Annotated in this window: 18 protein-coding genes; 4 read left to right on the forward strand and 14 right to left on the reverse strand. The window is 62.8% G+C overall.

The genetic code is table 11. The annotated features are described in order from the left end of the window. The first annotated feature begins 3 nt into the window (after window positions 1-3). Complete coding sequence (locus BUS06_RS15205; RefSeq protein ID WP_074265016.1) at window positions 4-3,336, forward strand: efflux RND transporter permease subunit; 3,333 nt, start codon at window positions 4-6, stop codon at window positions 3,334-3,336. Between the two features lie 860 nt (window positions 3,337-4,196). Here the strand turns inward: BUS06_RS15205 and BUS06_RS15210 are convergent. The 3 genes from BUS06_RS15210 to BUS06_RS15220 form a co-directional block, all read right to left on the reverse strand. Continuing rightward, window positions 4,197-4,661 (reverse strand): hypothetical protein, encoded by a 465-nt coding sequence (locus tag BUS06_RS15210; RefSeq protein ID WP_074265017.1) that lies wholly within the window; start codon window positions 4,659-4,661, stop codon window positions 4,197-4,199. A 72-nt stretch (window positions 4,662-4,733) separates the two neighbouring features. Further along, window positions 4,734-5,297 (reverse strand): peroxiredoxin, encoded by a 564-nt coding sequence (locus BUS06_RS15215; protein WP_074265018.1) that lies wholly within the window; start codon window positions 5,295-5,297, stop codon window positions 4,734-4,736. A 157-nt stretch (window positions 5,298-5,454) separates the two neighbouring features. Next, entirely contained in the window at window positions 5,455-6,798 is a 1,344-nt protein-coding gene (locus BUS06_RS15220) for an EAL and HDOD domain-containing protein (protein ID WP_074265019.1), read from the reverse strand. A gap of 351 nt (window positions 6,799-7,149) precedes the next feature. Here BUS06_RS15220 and BUS06_RS15225 point away from each other — a divergent pair, with 351 nt between their 5' ends. Together BUS06_RS15225 and BUS06_RS15230 are read left to right on the forward strand one after the other, a co-directional pair. Further along, window positions 7,150-9,018 (forward strand): putative bifunctional diguanylate cyclase/phosphodiesterase, encoded by a 1,869-nt coding sequence (locus BUS06_RS15225; protein WP_074265020.1) that lies wholly within the window; start codon window positions 7,150-7,152, stop codon window positions 9,016-9,018. A 48-nt stretch (window positions 9,019-9,066) separates the two neighbouring features. Further along, the gene (locus tag BUS06_RS15230; RefSeq protein ID WP_074265021.1) at window positions 9,067-10,524 is read left to right on the forward strand and encodes an HDOD domain-containing protein; all 1,458 of its coding nucleotides are present in this window, start codon (window positions 9,067-9,069) and stop codon (window positions 10,522-10,524) included. A gap of 82 nt (window positions 10,525-10,606) precedes the next feature. Here the strand turns inward: BUS06_RS15230 and BUS06_RS15235 are convergent, their stop codons facing one another. Next, on the reverse strand, window positions 10,607-12,016 hold the full coding sequence (locus BUS06_RS15235; RefSeq protein WP_074265022.1) for an EAL and HDOD domain-containing protein: 1,410 nt from the start codon (window positions 12,014-12,016) through the stop codon (window positions 10,607-10,609). Window positions 12,017-12,289: 273 nt separating this feature from the next. Between BUS06_RS15235 and BUS06_RS15240 the strand changes: the two genes are divergently transcribed. Beyond that, window positions 12,290-13,027, forward strand: coding sequence for an acetoacetate decarboxylase (locus BUS06_RS15240; protein ID WP_074265023.1), 738 nt, complete (start codon window positions 12,290-12,292; stop codon window positions 13,025-13,027). Between the two features lie 177 nt (window positions 13,028-13,204). On the opposite strand, the gene astE is transcribed toward BUS06_RS15240, so the two are convergent. The 10 genes from astE to BUS06_RS15290 all read right to left on the reverse strand — a co-directional run bounded on the left by astE (window position 13,205) and on the right by BUS06_RS15290 (window position 23,946). Then, on the reverse strand, window positions 13,205-14,266 hold the full coding sequence (gene astE, locus BUS06_RS15245) for a succinylglutamate desuccinylase (RefSeq protein ID WP_074265024.1): 1,062 nt from the start codon (window positions 14,264-14,266) through the stop codon (window positions 13,205-13,207). Next, window positions 14,250-15,590 (reverse strand): N-succinylarginine dihydrolase, encoded by a 1,341-nt coding sequence (gene astB / locus BUS06_RS15250; RefSeq protein WP_074265025.1) that lies wholly within the window; start codon window positions 15,588-15,590, stop codon window positions 14,250-14,252. Before astB ends, astE begins: the two co-directional genes overlap by 17 nt. A 9-nt stretch (window positions 15,591-15,599) precedes the next feature. Further along, on the reverse strand, window positions 15,600-17,063 hold the full coding sequence (gene astD / locus BUS06_RS15255) for a succinylglutamate-semialdehyde dehydrogenase (protein ID WP_074266108.1): 1,464 nt from the start codon (window positions 17,061-17,063) through the stop codon (window positions 15,600-15,602). A 2-nt stretch (window positions 17,064-17,065) separates the two neighbouring features. Continuing rightward, window positions 17,066-18,106: an arginine N-succinyltransferase gene (gene astA / locus BUS06_RS15260; RefSeq protein ID WP_074265026.1), complete on the reverse strand. Its 1,041-nt coding sequence runs from the start codon at window positions 18,104-18,106 to the stop codon at window positions 17,066-17,068. Further along, entirely contained in the window at window positions 18,103-19,167 is a 1,065-nt protein-coding gene (aruF, locus tag BUS06_RS15265) for an arginine/ornithine succinyltransferase subunit alpha (protein ID WP_074265027.1), read from the reverse strand. Before aruF ends, astA begins: the two co-directional genes overlap by 4 nt. A 31-nt stretch (window positions 19,168-19,198) precedes the next feature. Further along, window positions 19,199-20,434, reverse strand: a complete 1,236-nt coding sequence (locus tag BUS06_RS15270) for an aspartate aminotransferase family protein (RefSeq protein ID WP_074265028.1) — start codon at window positions 20,432-20,434, stop codon at window positions 19,199-19,201. Window positions 20,435-20,571: 137 nt separating this feature from the next. Continuing rightward, the gene (locus tag BUS06_RS15275; protein ID WP_074265029.1) at window positions 20,572-21,624 is read right to left on the reverse strand and encodes a GlxA family transcriptional regulator; all 1,053 of its coding nucleotides are present in this window, start codon (window positions 21,622-21,624) and stop codon (window positions 20,572-20,574) included. A gap of 31 nt (window positions 21,625-21,655) precedes the next feature. After that, window positions 21,656-22,480, reverse strand: coding sequence for an ABC transporter ATP-binding protein (locus BUS06_RS15280; RefSeq protein WP_143787523.1), 825 nt, complete (start codon window positions 22,478-22,480; stop codon window positions 21,656-21,658). Window positions 22,481-22,529: 49 nt separating this feature from the next. Then, on the reverse strand, window positions 22,530-23,243 hold the full coding sequence (locus BUS06_RS15285; RefSeq protein WP_074265031.1) for an ABC transporter permease: 714 nt from the start codon (window positions 23,241-23,243) through the stop codon (window positions 22,530-22,532). Between the two features lie 13 nt (window positions 23,244-23,256). Continuing rightward, on the reverse strand, window positions 23,257-23,946 hold the full coding sequence (locus tag BUS06_RS15290) for an ABC transporter permease (RefSeq protein ID WP_074265032.1): 690 nt from the start codon (window positions 23,944-23,946) through the stop codon (window positions 23,257-23,259). Between the last annotated feature and the right edge of the window lie 332 nt (window positions 23,947-24,278).

Below are 24,278 nucleotides of genomic sequence, written 5' to 3' on the forward strand. Positions count from 1 at the left end.
GCGATGAATCTGTCGCGTCCGTTCATTGCCCGTCCCGTCGCCACGACGCTGCTGGCGGTCGGCATCGCGCTCGCCGGGGCATTCGCCTTTACGAAGCTGCCAGTCGCGCCCCTGCCGCAAGTGGACTTCCCGACCATCTCGGTGCAGGCCTCACTGCCGGGCGCGAGTCCCGAAACGGTGGCGACCAGTGTGGCGAGCCCGCTCGAGCGGCATCTGGGCTCGATTGCCGACGTCACCGAGATGACTTCGCAGAGCTCGGTGGGCTCGTCGCGGATTACGCTGCAGTTCGGCCTGAACCGCGACATCGACGGCGCCGCGCGCGACGTGCAGGCCGCCATCAACGCCGCGCGCGCCGATTTGCCCGCGAGCCTGCGCAGCAATCCGACGTACCACAAGGTCAATCCGTCAGACGCGCCGATCCTGATTCTCGCGCTGACGTCCAACACGCTGACAGCCGGTCAGCTATACGACTCCGCCGCCACGGTGCTGCAGCAATCGCTCTCGCAGGTGGATGGGATCGGCGAAGTGGATGTGAGCGGATCGGCCAATCCGGCGGTGCGCGTCGAACTGGAACCGCAGATGCTGTTCCACTACGGTATCGGCCTCGAAGACGTGCGCGCGGCACTTGCCGCGGCGAATGCGAACAGCCCAAAAGGTTCGATCGAGTTCGGCGCGACCCACGTCCAGCTCTACACCAACGACCAGGCGAGCAAAGCCACGCAGTACAAGGATCTGATCATTGCCTATCGCAACGGTTCGGCCGTGCACCTCTCGGATGTCTCGGAGGTGGTGGACTCGGTTGAGGACCTGCGCAACCTGGGCCTGTACAACGGCAAGCGCTCGGTGCTGGTGCTGTTGTATCGCCAACCGGGCGCGAACATCATCGACACCGTGGACCGCGTCAAGGAAATGCTGCCGCAACTGAAGGCGTCGCTCCCCGCCGATGTCGACGTATTCCCGACGGTCGACCGCTCCACCACGATCCGCGCCTCGCTGAAGGATACCGAACACACCTTGATGATTGCGGTAGCGCTGGTCGTGATGGTGGTGTTCCTGTTCCTGCGCAACTGGCGCGCAACGCTGATTCCGAGCGTCGCGGTGCCGATCTCGATCATTGGCACGTTCGCCGCGATGTACCTGATGGGTTTTTCGATCGACAACCTGTCGCTGATGGCGTTGACCATCGCGACCGGCTTCGTGGTCGACGATGCAATCGTGGTGCTCGAGAACATCTCACGGCATATCGAGGACGGCGTGCCGCGCATGAAGGCCGCGTTCCTGGGCGCACGCGAGGTCGGCTTCACGGTGGTGTCGATCAGCATCTCGCTGGTCGCCGTGTTCCTGCCGATCCTGCTGATGGGCGGCATCGTCGGGCGGCTGTTCCGCGAATTTGCGCTGACGCTGTCACTGGCGATCGGCGTCTCGCTGCTGGTCTCGCTGACGCTCACGCCGATGATGTGCTCCCGCCTGCTCAACGAGCCGCACGAACGAGAGGAAGAAGGACGCTTCGCGCGCTGGCTCGAACGCGGCTTCGCGGCGATGCAGCGTGGTTACGAGCGCACGCTCGGCTGGTCGCTGCGGCATCCGCTGCTGATCCTGCTGGTGCTGATCGCGACGATCGGGATCAACATCTGGCTCTACGTGATCATCCCGAAAGGCTTTTTTCCGCAGCAGGACACGGGCCGCCTCGTCGGCGGCATCCAGGCCGACCAGTCGACGTCCTTCCAGGCGATGAAAGGCAAGTTTTCGGAGATGATGAAGATCGTCGGTCAAAACCCTGCGGTGGACGGGGTAGTCGGCTTCACCGGAGGACGCCAGACCAATTCCGGCTTCATGTACGTGCAGTTGAAGGAGAAGCCAGGACGCCGCCTCTCTGCAGACCAGGTGATCGCACAGCTGCGCGGGCCGCTCTCCAACGTAGCGGGCGTGCGCACCTTCCTGCAGGCCGTGCAGGACATCCGCGTGGGCGGCCGGCAATCGAACGCGCAATACCAGTTCACGTTACTGGCCGATTCCACGACCGACCTCTATACATGGGGCCCGAAACTGACAGAAGCGCTGCAGGCACGGCCTGAACTGGCGGACGTGAATTCCGACCAGCAGCAAGGCGGCCTGGAATCGATGGTGACGATCGACCGCGCGAGTGCCGCGCGCCTGAACATCGAGCCGGCGCAGATCGACAACACGCTGTACGACGCATTCGGGCAGCGCCAGGTGTCGACGATTTACAACCCTTTGAACCAGTACCACGTAGTGATGGAAGTCGCGCCGAAATACTGGCAAAGCCCGGACATGCTGAACCAGATTTACATCAGCACGTCGGGGGGCAGCGCGAGCGGCACGCAGAGCACCAACGCGACGGTGGGCACGGTAACGGCGACGGTGGCAAACACCAGCAGCACGAGCAGCACCAGCGCCTCGAGTGGCGGCACGGGTGGCACGACCTCCTCAAGCGCAGCGGCGATTGCATCGGACTCGGCGCGCAACCTGGCGATCAATTCGCTGGCGGCGAGCGGCAAGTCGAGTGCGTCATCGGGGTCGGCGGTATCGACGTCGAAGGAGACGATGATTCCGTTGTCGGCGATTGCGAGCTTCGGACCGGGGAACACGCCGCTATCGGTGAATCACCAGAGCCAGTTCGTGGCCTCGACGATCTCGTTTAACTTGCCGCCAGGCAAGTCCTTGTCGGATGCAACGAAAGCGATTTACGACACGATGGGCGAGATTGGCATGCCGGGGACAATCCACGGCAGCTTCCAGGGGACGGCGCAGGCGTTTCAGCAATCGTTATCTGACATGCCGTTGCTGATTCTGGCTGCGCTGGCAGCGGTGTATATCGTGCTGGGGATTTTGTACGAGAGCTATATCCATCCGTTGACGATTCTGTCGACGTTGCCTTCGGCGGGCGTGGGGGCATTGCTGGCGTTGATGCTGTTTCAGACGGAGTTCAGCATCATTGCGTTGATCGGGGTGATTCTGCTGATCGGGATCGTGAAGAAGAACGCGATCATGATGATCGATTTTGCGATTGAGGCCTCGCGGCAGGGGTTGTCGTCTTATGACGCGATTCACCAGGCGTGTCTGTTGAGGTTTCGGCCGATCATGATGACGACTTGTGCTGCGCTGCTTGGGGCGTTGCCGTTGGCGTTCGGGAATGGGGATGGGGCTGAGCTTCGGGCGCCTCTTGGCATTGCCATTGTTGGCGGGTTGATTGTTAGTCAGGTGCTTACGCTTTATACCACTCCGGTTGTTTATCTCTATATGGATCGGATTCGGGTTAGGTGGGAAGGGAGGGGGCGGCGGGGCCGGCGCGGGCGGCCGGCGGCGCAGGTATAGGTTTGGGGTTTTTGCCTGCGCGGCGCTTGTCCGGGTTCTTATGGCGTTGGCCTTTCCTTGATGTCCTGGTGGTCTGTTTTTGCCTGCGGCGCCTTGGTTTGGCGGTTGCTCTTGCGGTGTTGGCCTTTCCTTGCATTCTTATCGGTCTATTAGCTTCGCCCCTGTGCGGGGCGGCACTTACTTTCTTTGCCGCCGCAAAGAAAGTAAGCAAAGAAAGCGGGCTTCCAACCGCTAGCCGGTAGGTGTCCACCACTCATCTTGATAACGGAGTGGTCCGCGCACAAAATCTGCCCTCGCACCACACCAGTTAGTGACAAAGGACTCATTCATCCCGCCCGCGCACTGCGTGCGCGGCGGATGGGTCTGCCGGCGAAAAAACACCTGCTAGGGGTCCGGGCAGTCGCGACTGCTTAGCGACACAGAGAAGCACCTCAGATCTGCTGACCGCGCTGGTGCGATTCCATTTCGTGAAAACCTGTGTCTGTTACACAAGGCAAGAACGATAGGCACGACTCCGGCAAAGGAGCGCCTCCAAAAACGTTCGAATTCCTACATAACGTGCAGAAGGCGTTATGCCCGACGGCGGAGCGCGCAGCGCAACGCTGGAACGGATGACTGCCTTGTCACTAGGGCGAATGGTGCGAGGGCGGGTCGCGTGCGCGGACCACTTCGTGTTCGCGCCAGTGGTGGACACCTACAGGCTAGCGGTTTGAAGCCCGCTTTCTTTGCTTACTTTCTTTGCGGCGGCAAAGAAAGTAAGTGCCGCCCCGCACAGGGGCGAAGCTAATAAACCACTAACAAAGCAAGGAAAGGCCAACACCGCAGGAACACCACCGAGCCAAGGCGCCGCAGGCAAAACCTCAAAGCCTCTGCTCAACAGCCAACCCAAAAACCCTCTTCCACTGCTTAGCCTGCCGCTCATCCCGCATGGGCAACGTCCAGACAGGACACTTAGCATCCCGAACCTTAAGCGCAAGCTGAAATCCCTGCCCAGCAGCCTCAACATCAGCCCCCAGAAGATCAGCAAAAATATAATCCCCCTGAGCGCCATGCAAATCCACCCTGCACAACCGCTTTCCGGCCGCAAGCCGGACTCCACCCCATTCAGCCTTCAATTCATGCGTCCAATCGCCGTCATGAATATTCGGGGCGACCTCGCGCCGGCGCCGCAGCCAATAAACCACCGCCGCAGCCACCAGAGCAACAACCACCGCAGCAACCCCAACCGCCACGGCCAGCCCACAATGCGCCAGCACCGCATCGAACGACCACACCGCGCCATAAATCAGCGCGGCCAGTACCGCCAGACCCACAACAATAGGCATCTCGGATCACCCCGCTAACCAGACCGGCTATCAGCGTAGCACGGCATTGTCCGCGGGATCATCAGCCGTCACTCACTGCGACTTATGCGTCGCCGCCCACTGCTTCACTGCCTCCAGCGTGTTCTCGACATGCTTGTCCGGCGACAGGCTCGTGTATTCGTAAATGATCTTGCCGTCCGGCGCAATCACGTACGACACCCGGTTCGCCATCGAGTTGTGCATCGGCAGCCCCGCGTCGTACGCGCCAATCACCTTCGCGTCCGCATCGGCCGCCACCGGGAATTTGCTGCGGCATTCGCTGACCGAAAATTTCGTCAACGTGTCGATGTTGTCGTGCGAAACGCCAATCACCGTCGCGCCATATTTCTTGTACTCGTCAACAGCATCCGCAAACTCATGCGCCTCTATCGTGCAACCCTTCGTGAAAGCCGCCGGGTAAAAGTACAGCACCACCGGCCCCTTCTTCAACTCGTCAGCCAGGTTGTAGGTGTAAGTCTTGCCTCCCAGCGACGCCTGAGTCGTGAAATCCGGCGCGGCCTCGCCCGGCTTGAGCGTCGCCGACGCAGTCAGCGAATACAGCCCAAACGTTGCCGACAATACCGTTGCCAGTAATACCGGCATGAACTTTCGTTTCATCTCGAGCCCCTCCAGGCGTTGACGCACGTGGTCCGTGCGATGAATGAAGCCACGCCCTGCGTCGCGCCGTCGGGCGCGTCAAGCCATGACTCAGCCGCTATTGGATCACGTCCCGGGAAACCACGCTGAAAGACCCCGCAAGGCGCCGGCCGCCCCTCTACTCCAGGCCCGCATGCGCGCCAAACCACGCCGCCGCGGACAGGTTCAATTCCGCCAGCACCTCCGGCGTCAACGCCGCAAACGCCTCGGGCACGTCGGGTCCGGCGGCGGTCAATGCGCCGTCGGCGCTCAGGTCTGCGCCCTGGTCAGCGGCCTCGGCGATGCCCAGAAGTGCACCGAGCGCCCCGCTATGCTCGACGATCGCATCGCGGATCAGCGGCGCCAGGCCAAGTTTGTCGAGCGTCTCGGCAGGCGTCGTGCCGAGCACCACGTGCACCAGCGAAAAAATTCCCGTCATAAACGCGGCGTCTGCGAATTCCTCGTCCGACGGGCGCAGCCAGCGCGCCGCCAGTTCCATGAAGCGCGAACGCGTGCCGGCCAGTTGCACCAGCGGATCGGAGCGCCACGGCAGATCGCCGCCGTCGGCGTACAGCAGCAGTTGCGCCCAGCGGGCAATCTGCCGCGTGCCGGTCGCGATGATCGCCTCGCGCAACGAAGCGATATTGCGTCCAAGCCCAAACGCGCTCGAATTGACGAGGCGCAGCAACTGCACCACGACGTTCGGGTTGCGCTTGAGTTCGGCTTCGAGCTCGATAATGCCGGCGTCGCGTGCCAGCAACGCCAGCAGGCGCAACAGCGCCGGACGCGACGACCGGTTGCGCGGCGCGGTCAGCACCTGCGGGCGGGCGAAGAAATATCCCTGGAACAGATGGAAGCCGAGGTCCCGGGCAAGCGCGAAGTCTTCGCGCGTTTCGACCTTCTCGGCAAGCAGCGTCTTGCCCTGCGCCAGCACGGCCCTGGCCAGTTTGGGCAGCGCCGCCCGGGGCGTGAGCAGAAAGTCGATCTTGACGATGTCGGTATACGGAAGCACAGCGAGCAAGCCTTCCGACAGCTCGCTCACGTCGTCGAGCGCCACCTGAAAGCCGGCGTTGCGCAGTTCGGCAAGGCGGCGCACCAGTTGGGCGTCGATGGCGACGGTCTCGAGAATTTCGAGCACGAAACGCTCTGGCGACATCAGGTGAACGATATCGTCGAATAACAGGTCGCGGCCGATGTTCACGAAGCCGCGATGATGTCCGAGCACCGCCGATACCCCGATTCCGCCAATCGTGCGCGCGACGACCTGCGCGGTCGCCTGCGCGTCGTCGCTGACTTCGGCATAATTGTGCGCGCCGGCCCGGAACAGCAGCTCGTAAGCGTACAGCGCGCCATCGCGATCGAGAATCGGCTGGCGGCCCAGATAGACAAAGGGCGCGTCGGCCGCTGCCTCGGCCCCCTGGGCGGACTGTGCAGGCACCTCGACTTGCCCGGGCTTGGCCCCGGCAGGAAACGGTTCAGACATGGCTCATCGGTGCATGGGTTCGAAAACGCTGCGCAGTGGGGCCACTCCCGCGTCCGCTGCGAGCATGGGGCGTAACTCTAGATAACGGACGGTAAGCCGCTTCACTTTAACTGAATCCGCACCGGGCCGCCAAGGCGGCCGGCGGTGAATCGGCGGTGCAGCATTACCATCGCTTGTCTCGAGCGACGCACCAGTCGCCATCATCAATATTTACAGCAACCGCTAAAGATTTTCGCGTGGGGGTCGTTATCTCGTTCTGATGGGCGGCTTCATGCCTCTCGACCACCCGCGCTGAACCGGCGGGACCGAGCCGGGCCGCCCGCAGACGAAAACGGGTTGCCAGCGAGAAACATGGAAGCGAACAGGATCACCGCGCCCCGCCGGGGCTCCTTGCGTACGGTCATCGAGCGGGTCCGTGCGTTAGGGCGCCGCCCGGAAGGCTTACCCCAACCGAGCGCAAGCCGCTCCCCCCTCGAGCAGGCCGTCGGTGCGGTCGACCTGCTTGCTCACGTCGACCGGGAGCTGCGCTTCCTCTACGTGTCCGAGGCGAGCCTGAGATTCATAGGCTACCACCGGGAATACTTACAGACCATTACACTGCACGACATCGTCGCGCCCGCGGACGCCGAGCGCCTCGACGCGCTGCTGGCCCGCGCCTCGGCCACCGGCAGCATCGAGAAAGCGACGCTCAGCCTGATCAAGTCGCTGACCTATCCGGTCACGGTTGAATTGCGCGTCGTGCGCAACAGCCACGACGGTGTCGAGGGCTTTGCGATTGCCGGCTTCGACGTGTCGGCCTGGCGCGCCACCGAAGAGCGCCTCACGCATGCCTTGCACCACGATCGCCTGACGGGCCTCGCCAATCAGTCCGCGCTGGTGCCGGCGCTGCTCGACGCCCAGCAGCAAGCCGACGCGCACGGTACGCCGGCCGCCCTGCTGCTGCTCGACATCGACGATTACCAGCGCGTGAACCGTGCGCTCGGCTACGATGCCGGCGACGACATGCTGCGCGAAACCGCCCGACGCATCTCGAACACCACCTCCGTGAGCGACCAGATCGCCCGGGTGGCGAGCGACGAATTCGCCATCCTCATGCCGGTCGCAGCCAGCCGCACCTATGCCGTGGCGGCCGCTGAAGCGCTGGCGCGACGTCTTCTGACCGCGATCCAGCAACCGTACGTGTTCAACGGCCAGCAGGTGCATCTGTCGGCGAGCATCGGCATTGCGCTCTATCCGGACGTGCGCCATGTCAACGACACCGCGGGCCGCGACAACAACCTGCTGCGTTGGGCCGACCACGCGCTGCTGCAGGCCAAGGCAGCGGGCGGCAACACCCTGGCGTTCTATGTGCCGGACGACGACCCCGCGGACGCCGAACGCCTGAAGCTCGAAGCCGATCTGTACGACGCCGTGCGCAACGGCGAATTCTCGCTGCACTTCCAGCCGATCACCAGCAGCCAGAGCCATGGCGTGGTGGGCGTGGAAGCGTTGATCCGGTGGCTTCATCCGGTGCATGGCCTCGTACCGCCGTCGATGTTCATTCCGCTCGCCGAATCGGTCGGGCTCATCAATTACCTTGGCAACTGGGTCCTCAAGATCGCCTGCATGCAGTTGATCCAGTGGGACATGCGCGGCATCAGGATGCAGTACGTCGCGGTCAATGTGTCGCCGCAGCAGTTCCGCGACCCGCGTTTCAAGGACAGCGTGCGCGAGGCCATCGAACTCACCGGGATCGACCCGCGCCGTCTCGTGTTCGAGATCACCGAAAGCCTGCTGATGCACGACCCGGCGCACGCGAAGGGCCTGCTGGAAGAGCTTACCGCGATGGGCATCCGCTTCGCGGTCGACGACTTCGGCACCGGCTACTCGAGTCTTGCGTACCTGCAACGCTTTCCCTTAGCGAAACTTAAGATCGACCGGAGTTTCGTCGAGAATCTGCTAACCTCCCGTAATGATCAGGCCATCGTTAGCGCGGTCGTGGGACTTGCGCAAACGCTAGACCTGGAGCTGGTCGCAGAAGGCGTGGAAACCGAGGAACAACGCACCCTGCTGACCGAAATGGGATGTGATCATATTCAGGGCTGGCTCGTCTGCAAGGCGTTGCCGTCCGAGGAACTGGCGCAGCGTTTCGAAGCACACACGTTGCACCTGCATGCGTCTTCTCATGCGGGCCCGGCGGACCCGGAAGAACTGGCGCACCTGCATCGAACACCGGCATGACGCCGGTCTGCGACTCAATGGAATACGTATGGCTTTAGCGGGAATCACATGGTAAAGGCAGCGGTGCTCGACAGGCTCTGGTCTCGAATGAGCGAGCGCGGCGATTTCCCCATGCTGTCGCAATCGCTGCGCACAACCATGGCTGCAATGAACAACGACGACCTCGACTTCACAGGTCTCGTGCAGGTCGTGTTGTCCGATTTTGCGTTGACCCAGAAGGTGCTGCGCCTCGCCAACTCGGCGATGTACATGGCCTTCGGCGGAAATATCACCACCGTGTCGCGCGCCTTGATGGTGCTCGGGATGGACGCGGTCGGCCACCTCGTGGTCGGCCTGAAGATCGTCGATCACTTTCATCACAGCGTGCCGCGCCGCATCGACGCGAAACTCGAACTGAACCGCACGCTGCTGTCGGGCTGCGTCGCCCGTAAGCTAACCGAGCGCGGCGACCTGCGCGCCGGCGAAGAAGCCGTCGTCTGCACGCTGATGCGCCAGATCGGCAAGCTGCTCGTGGTGTTCTATCTCGACGCCGAGTGGGACCAGATCCGCCGCCTGGTCGACACCAATATCGAGGAAAGCGAAGCCTGCATCACCGTGCTAGGCGTCACGTTCGACGAGATCGGCGAGGAAGCCGCGGTGCGCTGGCGCCTGCCCGACATGATCCGCTCCGGCATGGGCGAGTTCGATCCGCACGACACCGAAGAGTCCCGCCAGGTGCAATGGCTGCGCGCCATCACCAACTACTCCACCGAAGTCGCCGCCGTGCTGACCACGCCGAACATGTCGGACTGGCAGCGCGAGGCACGCATCGCCGAGCTCGCACACCGTTACGGCCGCGCGCTGAACACCGACCCCGAAGTGCTGCTGGAAATGAGCGTGGCGCTCGCCCGCGAAGAAGACGGCGAAGGCGTGATGCGCGAGATCGTGGAGCTGCGCGCCAACGCCGACGCGATTGCCCGCGAAGCGCTCGATCCCGAGGCACGCATCGCCGCGGGCGTCGAAGATCTGCGGGCGCTAAAAGCAGGTAGCGCACTCGGCCCGGCGCTGGCCATGGCCACCGAAACGGTGCACGCCGGTCTCGGTTTCGCGCGTACCGTCATGTTCGTGCGCCACAGCAGCGGTACGTTCAAGGCGCGTATGGGATTCGGGCCAAAGATCGAGGCTGCCCTGCCCGGTCTGACGTTCAATACCGCGTTCGAGCCCGACGTGTTCCATCTCGCGATTGCGAACTCGGTGGGCATCTTCATAGAAAATGCGCGCGACCCGAAGATGGTGGCGCGGCTGCCCGAATGGTTCCGGCGCAGTTTCGCGGATACCCGCTCGTTCGTGCTGCTGCCGGTGATGGGCGAGAATCAGACGACGGTCGCGCTTCTGTACGGCGACTGGTGCCAGGCCGACGAGGCACGGCGGATCTCGCAGGGCGAGATGGCAGCGTTGAATGAACTGGCGCGGGAGTTAGGGCGTTTTTTTTCCCATGCGCCGATGCAGGAACTGGAGATGCTGTGAAGGAGTGAGCGGCCCGGCTCATTGCCAGGCTGCAGCGCCGCGGACCGAAGTCCGGACCCGGCAGCGCACTCCCCGATCGGGTTTAGTCCTCGATCCGCTCCAGACCTTTTGCCTCGGCGCTGCGATCCGCAACGCCTGCCCACGCCGCCGCGACGAGTCCCAGTTCGGCGACTTCGCGCACCGTCAACGGTGCCAGCTCCGCACACACGCTTTCAATTTCTTTCCATTCACCGCGCTCGAGCGCATCGACCACCGACAGCAGCAGACCCAGCACGCCTTCGCGACGCAGGATCGCCGCCTGAATCGGCTTCGAGAGCGTCAACACATTGAGCGTGTTCTCGATCGAGCCGCCGAACACCGCATCCACGAACGAAAACACGCCCGTCAAAAACGCTGCGTCGGCTTCGTCGCGGCCGGCCTTCGGCAGACGCAGCACCGCCAGTTCCATGAAACGTGCGCGGGTGGCGGCGAGTTGCAGCAGCGGGTCGTCTTCCAGCGCGACCTTGCGGCCGTCCGCATACAACAGTAACTGGGTCCAGCGGGCAATCCGGTTGGTGCCGGTCGCATTGATCGCTTCGCGCAGCGTGGTCACCTTGTGGCCGACCGCAAGGCCGCTCGAATTCGCCAGCTTCATCAGATGCATCACGAGCACCGGATTGAGCTTCAGTTCGGCTTCGAGCTGCGCGACCGTCGGGTCGCCGGCTAGCAACTGCAGCAGGTTCAGCAATGCGTGGCGCGGCGCACTCACCTTGCGCAACGTCGCGGTCTGCGCGCGCGCGAAGTAATAGCCCTGAAATTTGTCGAAGCCGAGATTGAGGGCGGTTTCGAAATCCTCCTGTGCTTCGATGCCTTGGGCAATCAACAATTTGCCCGCCGATTTCAGCACGGTGGAAAGCTTCGGCAACAGCGCGCGGGAGATGTGCGGAAGATCGATTTTCACGCGCTCGGCATAGGGCAGCAGGCGCGCAAACGTGTCGCTCGGAACCACCACGGCATCAAGCACGAAGCGGTAGCGCCGCGCATGCAGCACGACGATTCGCGCAATCAGCTCGTCGTCCACTTCGATATCCGGCTGGAGCTCGAACAGGAAACGCTCGGCCGGCAGGAGTTCGAGCGCCTCGTCGAACAGCATCTCGCGGTTGACGTCCAGATGGGCAAGGTGGCCGGCCAACGCTCCGCGCACGCCCGAATGCATCAGCGCGGTGACGACGGACTGCGTGAAGGTAGGCTGCACGACAGCGCGCGGTTCGCCTTCGGCAGCGGCGGCCGTGGTTGCGTCATCGGGCACGGTATGCCCGGTTGCGTCAGTACTGGCTGCGGCGTCGCCTGCCGGCGCTTCGCTCACACAATGAAGCTTGAGTTCGTAGCCGCATAGCATGCCGTCGCGATCGAGGATCGGCTGGCGGGCGAAACAAGGCTTGACTGATGCGCCGTCAGCCCGACCGGGCTCACCGCCGGCCCGACTCGGATCGTCGACTTCGATGCTGGACATTCCATTCCCCCGATAAGCGCCCTGGCGCTTCCTGCTGTTTTTTGCTTCTCACATGGCGTGCGATCGGACCCGAAATCGGGCTGAGAGCGCCGCATGACGCCGCTTTGCGACGTTCTTCGATTTTAGCGCAGGCCGCTCCCCTCAGGCACGGCTATGCGCGATTTTCAAAAAATATTCAATTCCCGCAACGAGAATGCGAGCAAGTCGCGAATCGACGATACTCTTGTGCAGTGCAGAAGCGTTCCAACCCGCGATTAACCACCAAGGAAAACCATGGACGTCAAAAGCGTGCTAGACAATGCCTTCGCCATGCCGATTACGAGCCCAGCGTTCCCGATCGGCCCCTACCGGTTCATTAACCGGGAATTCCTGATCATCACGTACCGCACCGACCCGGCCAAGCTGCGCGCCGTCGTGCCCGAGCCGCTGGAAATCGGCGAGCCGCTGGTGCACTACGAGTTCATCCGCATGCCGGACTCGACCGGTTTCGGCGACTACACGGAAAGCGGACAGGTGATTCCGGTGTCCTATAACGGCGTTGCCGGCAGCTACACGCTGGCGATGTATCTCGACGACCATCCGCCGATCGCAGGTGGCCGCGAATTGTGGGGCTTCCCGAAGAAGCTCGCCAAGCCGGTACTCGAAGTGCATACCGACACGCTCGTGGGCACGCTCGACTACGGTCCTGTGCGCATTGCCACCGGCACGATGGGCTACAAGCATCGCCAGCTCGATCTCGTGCAGCAGAAGAAACGCCTCGAAGCGCCAAACTTCCTGCTGAAGGTCATGCCGCACGTCGACGGTACGCCGCGTATCTGCGAACTGGTGCGCTACTACCTGCAGGATATCGACCTCAAGGGCGCATGGACCGGGCCGGCTGCGCTGCAGTTGTCGCCGCACGCGCTCGCGCCGGTTGCGGAATTGCCGGTGCTGGAGATCGTCGAAGCGCGCCATTTGCTGGCGGATCTGACGCTGGGTCTCGGCGAAGTGGCGTTCGACTATCTGAAGTAGGCGCAGTCGCCGGCTGGCGGATGGTGGTGCATCAGAGGCAACGGCCGCGAATGCGGCCGTTGTGATTTTGCATCGCAACCGGTCACGAGGGCGGACCGGCCGCGAGGGCGGGATTGTACAAGGTGTGGGGAATGCGGCGATGGGCCCATCGCCGCTACGTGAAGTACGGCGAATTGTTCAGGCAAGCGCCGCGAGCGTCGCCCCGGTCGTCTCGATCACCAGCAATCCGGCGCGCAAACCCGGCTTCACGGTGGGATTCGGAAACACGATGCGCTCTTCGGCATGACGCACCACATAACGATAATCGCCATCGCGCGCGAGCAGCGTGCCCTGCTCGAATGGCGTGAAGTTCGGCACATCTGCTGCGACCAGCAATTCGAACGCATCGCTTTGCTTCGTGATCTGATCGATCACCGTGAACACGCGCGGCAAAGGTTCGCTTGCGTTGTCTTCAACGCCAGCCAGCAGATCACGCAGTGCCCTATCCGCGCCGGCGAACCGCGCGAGGTCGTTCTGGCCGAACGGCCGCACCTTGCCGAGTTCCAGCGTGCACGCTTCAGCACCACACACTTGCGCAGTGAAATGCGAATACGTGTTGCCCTTCGTCGTGTGGAGCAGCACCGCCGAAATGGATGCATCGCGCAACCATTCGAACATCGCCCGCGAGAGCGGCGCACCGGTGTGCGGCAGCAGCGCAAACTGCTCGAAGACCGACGCGCGAATCGCCGTATGCATGTCGACGTGCCAGCGGGCGCCTGGTGCATCGGAGGCATCTGCAAAGAATTGTGTCGCTGCGCGTTCCAGTGCAATCGCACGCGGCGCCTCGCGACTATTCGGCACCTGAGAATGCCGACCGCTGAAGAGCCGATTCAGGTCGTCGTCAATATAACGGCAGCCGGCGCGCATCGCGGCGACGTTGCCCAGTATCACCAGCAGACGGCACGTCAGCGCGGTCCGCCCTTCGGCGATATCGCGCACCACCCCCGACAGCAGTTCGATCGGTGCAGTCTCGTCGCCGTGCACACCGGCCGAGGCCAGCACGCTTCGCTTGCCCGAAGCCTCCGCAGGTTCGAATTGCAGGATGCCTTCGTCAAGCCACGTCCAGCGCACGCCATTTGCGCACACGCCCTTGGCTTCACCCGCTGACGGCTGCGTGCCCGCTAACGTGTAGGCAAGAAAATCACTCAACAGCGCATTGCGCGGGTCGTGTGTCATGCCGTGCTCAGCGCTGGAAGTCATACAACGAACCCAGCCCGAGAATCTGCGTCAACTCATCCAGCGCCGTGCGCGATTCGAGCAGCAGGCTCGGATCGGTCAGATCGGCCGGCGCGAGGCGGTCGCGATAGTGCTTTTCGATCCACGCATCGAGCCGGCCAAACAGCGTGTCGGTGATCCACACGCCGGGCGTAACCGCCGCGCGTTCAGCCTCGCTCAACACCACCCGCAAACGCAGGCAAGCCGGGCCGCCGCCGTTCTTCATACTCTCGCGCAGGTCGAACACCAGCACGTCGTCGATCGGGCCGCCGTGCGAAGTCAAGCCATCCAGATATTCCGCCACCCGTGGGTTTTCGCGGCATTCCTGCGGCACGACCAGCACCTGCTTGCCGTCGGGGCGCGTGAGCAACTGGCTGTTGAACAGATACGACGTCACGGCATCGCTCACACCCACCCGCGCGTCCGGGACCTCTATCACGTCGAACTTCGCATTGAGCTTGCCAAGCTTCGCTCTCAGCTCGTCGTACACCGCTTGCTGCTCGACGAACGCCAGTTCGTGACAGAACAGCGTGTTGCGATTGCCGACCGCAATCACGTCGTTGTGAAACACGCCAGCATCGATCACGTCGGGATTCTGCTGCGCATAGACAGTCGCCGCTTCCGCAAGCCCATGACGCTGCGCTACCGCTCGGCTCGCCTCGAAGGTTTGACGCGCCGGATAGCGCTTCGGCTCCGGTCCACGCCGATATTCGCTCCGACCGTAGACAAAGAATTCGACACCACGTGTGCCATATTCCGCACAAAAGCGCGTGTGATTCGCCGCGCCTTCATCGCCGAGTGCCGGCGTGCCAGGCAGCGCTTCATGCACTTCGAACCGGTCGCGCTCCGCGAAGATCGCGCGCAGTGTGCGGCGCGTCGATTCATGTTCGATCGCACGATGCAGTTTGCTACACAGATTGGCCGGCGTGAAATGGACGCGGCCGTCTTCGGTATCCGCAGATGGGCTCACCGTCGCCGCGTTTGCGGTCCACATCGCCGATGCCGAACTCGCCGCAGCCAGCAACTCGGGCGCATCTTTCGCGACACGCGCAATCACCGTCGCGTCGTCGCCGGAAAAGCCGAGTTCGCGCAACAGGCGCATCGACGGCCGCTCTTGCGGCGGCAGCACGCCTTGATGGAAACCGAGTTCAGCAAGCTGCTTCATCTTGCGCAGGCCCTGCTTCGCAGCAGCCTTCGGATTGGCGACGGACTTCTCGTTGTTCTGCGACGCGACATTGCCGAACGACAACCCGGCGTAGTTGTGCGTCGGGCCGACGAGGCCGTCGAAATTGGCTTCAGTGGCTTGCATCGTCGATCCTCAGAAATGAAGGCCCGGCGACACGCTCGCGGGCATTTGCAGTTGCGCGCTTTCGACGGAGGCCATCGGATAGGCGCAGTAGTCGGCAGCGTAATACGCGCTCGGACGGTTGTTGCCCGAGCGTCCCGTGCCGCCGAACGGCGCCGCGGACGACGCACCATTGGTCGGCCGGTTCCAGTTGACGATACCGGCGCGGATCGTGCGCTGGAAGTGCGTCCACAGGGTTTCGTCGTCGGCAAGAAGGCCTGCGGACAAGCCGAAGGCCGTATCGTTGGCGCGCTCGATCGCGTCATTGAAATTCGCATAGCGAATGATTTGCGCAAGCGGGCCGAAGTGCTCTTCGTCGGGCAGGTCGTGCACGTTCGTCACATCGAGAATGGCCGGTGTGACGAAGCCGAGTTGCGGGTCGCGTTGCTCCATCGTCAACAGGGACCGGGCACCGGCTTCGAGCAGATGCGCCTGCGCGCCGACGAGGCGTGCGGCCGCCCGCGCCGAGATTACCGCGCCCATGAACGGCTGCGGCTCGGCGTTGTATTCGCCCACTGTGATACGTGAAGTCACATCGGCAAGACGCTCGATAAAGCGGTCGCCGAAGCTGTCATTCGGCACGAGGATACGACGTGCGCAAGTGCAGCGCTGCCCTGCCGACAGGAAAGCGGATTGAATCGTGTGATGCACTGCTGCGTCGATATCCTCAACCGGTCCGATCACGAGCGGATTGTTGCCGCCCATCTCCAGCGCCAGCACGATTTCCGGACGGCCGCCGAACTGCTTGTGCAGCAACGTACCCGTGTCCGAGCTGCCGGTGAAGAACAGCCCGTCGATCTGCCGGTGATTCGCCAGCGCGATACCGGTATCTTTCTCGCCCTGCACGAGGTTCAGCACGCCCGCCGGCAAGCCGGCGTCGCGCCACACTTCCACAGTCGCACGGGCGACACCCGGCGCGAGTTCGGACGGCTTGAACACCACCGCGTTACCAGCGATCAGCGCCGGCACGATATGCCCATTCGGCAAGTGACCCGGGAAGTTATACGGCCCGAACACTGCCACCACACCATGCGGACGATGCCGCAGCACAGCAGTGCCGTCTGCCATCGCTGTGCGCTTTTCGCCGGTACGTTCGTTGTACGCCTGAATCGAAATCTCGACCTTGGCCGCCATCGACGCCACTTCGGTGCGCGCTTCCCACAGCGGCTTGCCCGTCTCACGGCCAATCGCTTCGGCCAGCGCTTCCTTGCGCTCGGTCAGCAGCGCAGCGAAACGGCGCACAATGCCGCAGCGATCTTCAAGACTCAACGTCGACCACGTTGCAAACGCATCGCGCGCGCTGCGCACTGCAAGGTCCACGTCTTCAGCAGATGCGCTGTGGCCTTCCCACACCGTCGCACCCGTGCCGGGGTTGCGCGAGGTGAATACGTGTCCTGTGCCGGCGGCCCATTCGCCGTCGATGAAAAGCTCAGTCATGATCATCCCTGTTTATGTTTCAGCGGCAGCACCCGTACCGGGTCGCCCGCCTTCACGTCGAGCGCCGCGGCTTCGTCGGCGGCAAGACGGAACACGCCGTCCTTCGGCACGCCTGCCGCAACGCCGACGCGGAAATCGCCGAGCGAAGTATTCGACACCAGCGACCTCGGCCCATCCTGCGGCTCGGGCGTTGCCCCCAGCGCGAAGATCTCGACCGGCACCACCACACTCTCGCGGACCGTTCGCAAGTCGGCGATATGGCATTCGAGCACCGGACCCGCATCGAAAATATCGACGTGATTCTCGTAACGCAGCCCTTCGGATTCGAGCATCCTGCGCGCGGGAATCGTGTCGTTATGCGTCAGGCCGACGCAGTCCTGCGCCTCCTGCGGCAACAGTTCGACGTACACCGGATAGCGCGGCATCAGCTCGGCGAGAAATGCCTTGCGGCCATGCGAGCTCAGATAGTCCGCGGCGTTGAAATCGATCTGGTAGAAATGCGAGCCCACCGCGCGCCAGAATGGCGAGGTGCCGTTCGCATCGAAATGGCCGCGCAATTCAGCGCACAGACGCTGTGGAAAGCGCTCGCGGAACTGTGCGAGAAACATGAAGCGCGAGCGCGACAGCAAGCCACCCACGCCGCTCGTGCGGTAACGTGGGCTCAGGAACAACGAGCAGACTTCCGCGTAGCCGGTCAGGTCGTGCGAAATGTTGAGCGCATGCATGCGTGTCCAGATACCCAGATCCTGGCTCGCATGCACCACCGTGCTCACACGATAGTTGTAAAACGGTTGCTCCAGGCCGACCGAACTTTCGATGCCGCATACGCCAGCCACGTCGCCGGTGGCGGTGTCTTCCATCACGAAGAAGTAGCCGGCTTCATGCGGCGCAGCCTTGTCTTCCATCGTGCGGCGCGAACGCGCCACGCGCGCTTCGAGTGCATCGCGGTCAGGCTTGAACGTGGTGAGACCGGGGCCAGTCTCCTGAGCGAGCGCGACGAGCGCGTCCACATCGCCCGTCTGCACGACGCGAACGACGATCATTCTGCTTCTCCCGAAAGTTCGTAGGGATGCTCTTCGGCCGGCTGATGCAGCGCCACGCAGCGCACCGGGTCGCCGTTCTGCACGCCAAGCGCGTCGCGCACCGCTAGCGGCAGCGGCGCGCCCATTGCCTTCTCGTCAGGTAAAGCGGCCAGCACGCAGCGGAAGTCGTCCGCGCGGTTGCTGGCGATCAGCCACGTGGTGCCACGCTCGCCGGCTGCCGCTTCGCGTACTGTCCTCATTTCATTGCGCCTGACACAGGCGCTGCGATCGATCTGAGCCGTCAACACCGGACCCGCGTCGAAGATATCCACGAAGCGATCCGTTTCGAAGCCTTCCTCGAGGTGAATCTCATACGCGAGCAGCGCTTTTTCGTCCGGCTCGCCCAGCACACGCTGCGCCGATTCCGGCAACAGCGGCACATACACCGGATAACTCGGCATCACTTCGGCGATAAAGGTGCGGCTACGGCCACCCGATTCGATTTCGATGTCCGCGAAATTGCGGCCGAAAAATTTGCGCCCCACCGCTTCCCAGAATGGCGACACGCCGTCGTCATCCGTCACGCCCAGCAGCAGCGAAAACACTTCGGAGGTGAAGCGCTTTCGATTGGCGGCGATATACATCATCCGCGAGCGCGACATCAGATGCGCGGCGGCGTCGCCACGCAGCGACGGGTCGATATAGAAGCCCGCCAGCCGGCTCTTGCCGGTGAGCTCATGCGACATCGTCAGCGCGTGAATCTTGCGATTCACATGCAGTTCACGCGACGCGTGAATCAACGCGTCATTGCGAAACGCATAGAACGGCTCCGAGTAACCGGCGGCGGCAACGATGCTCGCCGTGCCCAACAGCTTGCCGGTCTCGCTGTCTTCGAGCACGAACAGGTAAAACTCCTCGCCCGGAAAATCGACTTCCGCACGAAACGAGTCTTCGGACAGCGCGACGCGTGCTTCGAGCGCACGGCGGTCATGCGGCAGCGAGTGCAGCACGGGTTGAGCCGTGCGCGCCATATGTTCGAGCGCATCGAGATCGGCGAGGCGGCCGGGGCGTACGAAGAGCATCGTCGTTCCGTTGGTTGAGTGTGACGCCAGATTAACGGGCCGGCGCTTCAGCTGTCGCGCCGATCACTGCTTCTATTGCCTTTGCCAGACGCGCAAAACCTTCGCTCATGTCGTCGAGCGGCACGATCAGCGACGGCGCGAAACGCAGAACATCGGGACCCGCCATCAGCATGATCACGCCGTGCTGGCCCGCTGCCGTCACGAAGTCTTTGGCGCGGCCCTTGAAGGCATCGTTCAGTTCCGCGCCAATCAGCAATCCTTTGCCGCGCACTTCCTTGAAAATGCCGAAGCGTTCGTCGAGCTCCGCCAGATGCCCCTTGAGCGTCTCGCTGCGCGAACGCACGCCTTCGAGCAGCTTCGGATCGCTGATCAGTTCGACCACCTTGTCCGCAATCGCCGCACCGAGCGGATTGCCGCCATACGTCGTGCCATGCACACCCACCTTGAAATGTGCGGCGAGTTCGTTGGTCGTCAGCATCGCGCCAATCGGGAAGCCGTTACCGAGCGACTTCGCCGTGGTCAGGATGTCCGGGGTCACGCCGGTGTCCTCGTACGCGTAGAAAGTGCCACTGCGGCCCACACCCGTTTGTACCTCGTCAAAAATCAGCAGTGCGCCATACTGATCGCACGCCTCGCGCAACGCTTTCAGAAACGCCGGATCCGCCGGAATCACGCCGCCTTCGCCCTGGATCGGCTCGACGATCACCGCACAGGTTTTTGCGCCGATCGCCTCGCGTGCGGCTTCGATATCGTTGTACGGCAGATGACGGATACCTTGCGGCACCGGTCCAAAGCCTTCCGAATACTTCGGCTGACCGCCGACGCTCACGGTAAAAAACGTGCGGCCATGGAACGACTGCGTGAACGAGATGATTTCGTCCTTCTCGATACCGTGACGGTCGAAAGCGACGCGACGCGCCAGCTTCAGCGCCGCTTCGTTCGCTTCGGCGCCGGAATTGGCGAAGAACGCGCGGTCGGCGAACGTCAGCGCTTCGAGACGTTTGGCGAGACGCAACACCGGTTCGTTCGTGTAACCGTTACCAATGTGCCAAAGCTTGCCGCCCTGCTCGCTCAGCACCTTCAGCAGTTCTGGATGCGCGTGGCCAAGCGCGGTGACGGCGATGCCGCCCGCGAAGTCGATATAGTCGCGGCCCTGCGTATCCCAGACGCGCGACCCGAGACCGCGGTCCGGCACGAAGGCGGCGGGAGAGAACACCGGCACCATCACTTCGTCGAAAGTCTGGCGTGTCACAGTCTGGTCGTTCATGGCAAATCCTCGTTACAGGTAGCGGGTAATAGCTTCAGTGTAGATAACCGCGTGTGAAACGTCTTGCTCATACGCGACGCGTTCTGTCGGGCTTGTTGCCGTCGCATGCCACATGGGTTGGCTGGCATGGCCCATGACTAACGCGCCGTATCATCAGGACGTTCGATCAACGCGGCTGGCCGCGGTTCGCTCGTTGCCGTGCCGGTCGCACTCGTCTGCTTTTCGATCCAGTTGCGACGGTCCTCGCGCGGCGTCACGCCGAAACGCTCGCGATACGCATTCGAAAAGTGCGCCGCCGACGAAAACCCGCACGCGAGACTGATCTGCACGACGGATTTGCTGGTGCGCTGCAACTGCGTACGCGCTTTCGACAGACGCAGCCCAAGGTAGTACTTGGACGGCATCGAGCCGAGGTATTGGCGAAACAGCCGCTCCAGTTGCCGCCGCGACACGCCGACGAGGCCCGCGATTTCGTCGCTTGTTAGCGGATCTTCGATATTCGCTTCCATCAGCAGCAGGGCATCGTTCAGACGCGGATGGCGTTCGCCCGGTGCCGTCACGTAGGGAATGCGTTGCCGCTCTTCACCGGCGCGCAACACGCCGACGCCGAGGGTATCGGCGATGCGGTCAGCGAGTTCGGGACCATGGTCACGCGCGATCATCGCCAGCATGAAATCCACGGTTGCCTGGCCGCCCGCACAGGTGGCGCGGTCGCGGTCGATTTCGAAGATCTGCTGGGTGACGATCGAGCGTTCGAACTGCTCGGAGAACTGCTGATAGGTTTCCCAGTTGACGCTCACGCGATAACCGGACAACTGCCCCGCCATGGCAAGCCACCACACGCCATGATGGATGCCGGTGACGAGCGGCGTGCGCTGCCCGACCCGCGAGAGACTGGCAAGGAACAGACGGTAATCGGCGAACTGCTGAAACCGTTCGCTGACGAGGATCAGCCAGTCGCAGGAGATGGCATCGCCAAAGGCTGCATCAGCCGGCCATTGCGCGCCGCCCGCGAGCGGCACAGGACGGCCGTCCCACGAACACACCTGCCAGCGGTATAACGCGCGGCCATCGATCTCATTGGCGAGATTGAGCGCATCGACAATCGGCCCGACGCCCGACATCGACACCGGTGGCAATGCAACGATCGCCACCTGCGTGGTGCGGGTCGGACTGGACGGTCGAGCCATCGGCAAAGTAATGTATGACGCGCGGTGGGCGTTACTTCAGACTGCCGGAGAGGAACTGCTTCAGGCGTTCGCTGCGTGGCGCGCTGAGTACCTCGGCGGGCACGCCCTCTTCCTCCGTGCGGCCCTGGTGCAGAAACATCACGTGATTCGACACGTTGCGCGCAAAGCCCATTTCGTGCGTGACGACGATCATCGTGCGGCCTTCTTCGGCCAGCTTCTGCATGACCTTCAGCACTTCGCCGACCAGCTCCGGATCGAGCGCGGACGTCGGCTCGTCGAACAGCATCACATCGGGGTTCATCGCCAGCGCGCGGGCAATCGCCACTCGCTGCTGCTGGCCACCGGAGAGATGCGACGGATACTGCTTTTCCAGCCGCGGCGCGAGACCCACTTTCTCCAGATACTCTCGAGCGCGCTCTTCCGCTTCGCGACGCGACAGCCCAAGCACGTGAACCGGCGCCTCGATGATGTTCTCGATCACGTTCATGTGCGCCCACAAGTTGAAGTGCTGGAACACCATCGCGAGCTTCGTGCGGATGCGTTGCAACTGCTTGTGGTCGGCCACTTCCAGATTGCCACCGCGATCGGCCTTGGTACGCACCGTCTCGCCATCCACGACGATCTGCCCGGCGTTCGGCCGCTCCAGAAAGTTGATGCAGCGCAGGAACGTGCTCTTGCCCGACCCGCTCGCGCCGATGATGCTGATCACGTCGCCCTTGTTGGCGTTTAGCGACACGCCCTTGAGCACTTCGTTATCGCCATAGCGCTTGTGGATGTCCTGCACGGCGAGCTTGCAGGCTTCAGTCTGAGTCGTGTGGAGCAAGTCGCTCTCCCAAGGTGAATTCGAACCTGTCATGGAACATATAACAGGGGTGACGCGGTGACCCGCGGCAAAATCATGCCGCTCAATGCGGCCGCACCGCCAGATACGCCAGCCAGTGCCGCTCGGCGCGCCGGAACAACGCCACCAGCGCGAACGATACCGCAAGATAGATCAGCGCCGCGATACCGAACGCGCTGAACGAATCGTAGGTGGCCGAATTGGCGTCGCGAGCCACCTTGAGGATGTCCGGCACGGTCGCGGTGAAGGCTACGGTCGTGGCATGCAGCATCAGGATCACTTCGTTACTGTACAACGGCAGAGCACGGCGCAGCGCGGACGGCACGATGATGCGGCGGTACATGGTGAACCAGCTCATGCCGTAGGCGCGGGCCGCTTCCACTTCGCCGTGCGAGGTCGAACGGATCGCCCCCGCGAAAATCTCGGTCGTATAGGCACAGGTGTTCAACGCGAACGCGAGAATAGCGCAATGGAAACCGCTACGGAAGAACGCGTCGAGCAGTTGGTGCGAGCGCACGAACTCGAGGCTGTACATGCCCGTGTAGATCAGCAGCAACTGCACATACAAGGGCGTGCCGCGAAACACATAGGTGTAGATGCGCACCGGCGTAGACAGCCAGCGTTTCTTCGACACGCGCGCCACCGCCAGCGGGATTGAACAGACAAAGCCAATACCGATTGACGCCACCAGCAGCCACAAGGTCACCGCAAGGCCGGAGAGACGCTGACCGTCCCAGTAAAGAAAAGCCCGGCCGAATTGGGAAAGGATTTCGATCATCGTGTCTTTTCTCTCAGAGCTCGGCGTGCCGCACGCCAATCGAATAACGCTTCTCCAGCCAGATCAGGACGAGATTCGACACCGTGGTGATGGCAAGGTAGATCAGCGCGGCGATCAGGATGAAGAAGAACATGTTGAAGGTGCTCTTGCCGGCGTCCTGGGCGGCCTTGACGACGTCCGCGAGACCGATGATCGATACCAGCGCGGTCGCCTTCACCAGCACCTGCCAGTTGTTGCCAATGCCTGGCAGCGCGAAACGCATCATCTGCGGGAACAGGATGCGCGTGAATACGCGCGCCCCGCTCATGCCGTAAGCCGCGCCCGCTTCGAGCTGGCCGCGCGCTACTGCGAGGAACGCGCCGCGGAAGGTTTCGGTGAAGTACGCGCCGTAGATGAAGCCCAGCGTGATGACACCCGCCACGAACGGGTTGATGTCGAACTGCGGCAGATTCAATGCGTCGGTCAGGTCGTTGACCGCGATCTGGATGCTGTAGAACAGCAGCAACATCAGCACGAGATCGGGCACCGAACGGATCAGCGTCGTATAAGCCGTGCCGAGCACGCGCAGCGGCCGGTTGAACGAGAGTTTCGCCGCCGCACCGCCCAGCCCGAGCAGGACCGCCGCCGCAAGCGACAGGACCGACAGTTCGATCGTCTGGATCGTACCGGCGATGAGCACCGGACCAAAGCCGTAAAGGAACACGTTTGTCTCCATCCAGATGTCGGGGGTTCAGGATTCAGGCATGGCGCGGATACTCGCAAGCGAAAAAGATTTGCTCAAACAGGCCGCCGCTGCCGTGTTGCGACGCAACATTGGACGATTCAGCGTGGTGACGGCGCAAAACGCCTGTTTTAGCGGGCGATAGGTGTTGGCAAGCGCGTTGGACCACGGGTCCACGCGTGGCGATTTAGCAAGTTTCGGGTCGCTTTTTCGATAGACGGCGCGGCGCAGGCCTGGGCGCGACTTGCGGTCACGATCAGGGCAAACCCCGCTACACTGCGGTTGCCTGGGATGTATATCCCCGCCCGCACAAC

It is taken from the genome of Paraburkholderia phenazinium, from assembly GCF_900141745.1.
GTDB classification, from domain to species: Bacteria; Pseudomonadota; Gammaproteobacteria; order Burkholderiales; family Burkholderiaceae; genus Paraburkholderia; species Paraburkholderia phenazinium_B.

Bases quoted from the DNA above. Each gene is read 5' to 3' on its own strand.
- BUS06_RS15225 (WP_074265020.1), top strand. From the start codon at position 7,150: ATGGAAGCGAACAGGATCACCGCGCCCCGCCGGGGCTCCTTGCGTACG.
- astA (WP_074265026.1), bottom strand. From the start codon at position 18,106: ATGATCGTCGTTCGCGTCGTGCAGACGGGCGATGTGGACGCGCTCGTC.
- BUS06_RS15285 (WP_074265031.1), bottom strand. From the start codon at position 23,243: ATGATCGAAATCCTTTCCCAATTCGGCCGGGCTTTTCTTTACTGGGAC.
- aruF (WP_074265027.1), bottom strand. From the start codon at position 19,167: ATGCTCTTCGTACGCCCCGGCCGCCTCGCCGATCTCGATGCGCTCGAA.
- BUS06_RS15240 (WP_074265023.1), top strand. From the start codon at position 12,290: ATGGACGTCAAAAGCGTGCTAGACAATGCCTTCGCCATGCCGATTACG.
- astB (WP_074265025.1), bottom strand. From the start codon at position 15,590: ATGCAAGCCACTGAAGCCAATTTCGACGGCCTCGTCGGCCCGACGCAC.
- astD (WP_074266108.1), bottom strand. From the start codon at position 17,063: ATGACTGAGCTTTTCATCGACGGCGAATGGGCCGCCGGCACAGGACAC.
- BUS06_RS15270 (WP_074265028.1), bottom strand. From the start codon at position 20,434: ATGAACGACCAGACTGTGACACGCCAGACTTTCGACGAAGTGATGGTG.
- BUS06_RS15220 (WP_074265019.1), bottom strand. From the start codon at position 6,798: ATGTCTGAACCGTTTCCTGCCGGGGCCAAGCCCGGGCAAGTCGAGGTG.
- BUS06_RS15275 (WP_074265029.1), bottom strand. From the start codon at position 21,624: ATGGCTCGACCGTCCAGTCCGACCCGCACCACGCAGGTGGCGATCGTT.
- BUS06_RS15215 (WP_074265018.1), bottom strand. From the start codon at position 5,297: ATGAAACGAAAGTTCATGCCGGTATTACTGGCAACGGTATTGTCGGCA.
- BUS06_RS15210 (WP_074265017.1), bottom strand. From the start codon at position 4,661: ATGCCTATTGTTGTGGGTCTGGCGGTACTGGCCGCGCTGATTTATGGC.
- BUS06_RS15230 (WP_074265021.1), top strand. From the start codon at position 9,067: ATGGTAAAGGCAGCGGTGCTCGACAGGCTCTGGTCTCGAATGAGCGAG.
- BUS06_RS15235 (WP_074265022.1), bottom strand. From the start codon at position 12,016: ATGTCCAGCATCGAAGTCGACGATCCGAGTCGGGCCGGCGGTGAGCCC.
- BUS06_RS15280 (WP_143787523.1), bottom strand. From the start codon at position 22,480: ATGACAGGTTCGAATTCACCTTGGGAGAGCGACTTGCTCCACACGACT.
- astE (WP_074265024.1), bottom strand. From the start codon at position 14,266: ATGACTTCCAGCGCTGAGCACGGCATGACACACGACCCGCGCAATGCG.
- BUS06_RS15205 (WP_074265016.1), top strand. From the start codon at position 4: ATGAATCTGTCGCGTCCGTTCATTGCCCGTCCCGTCGCCACGACGCTG.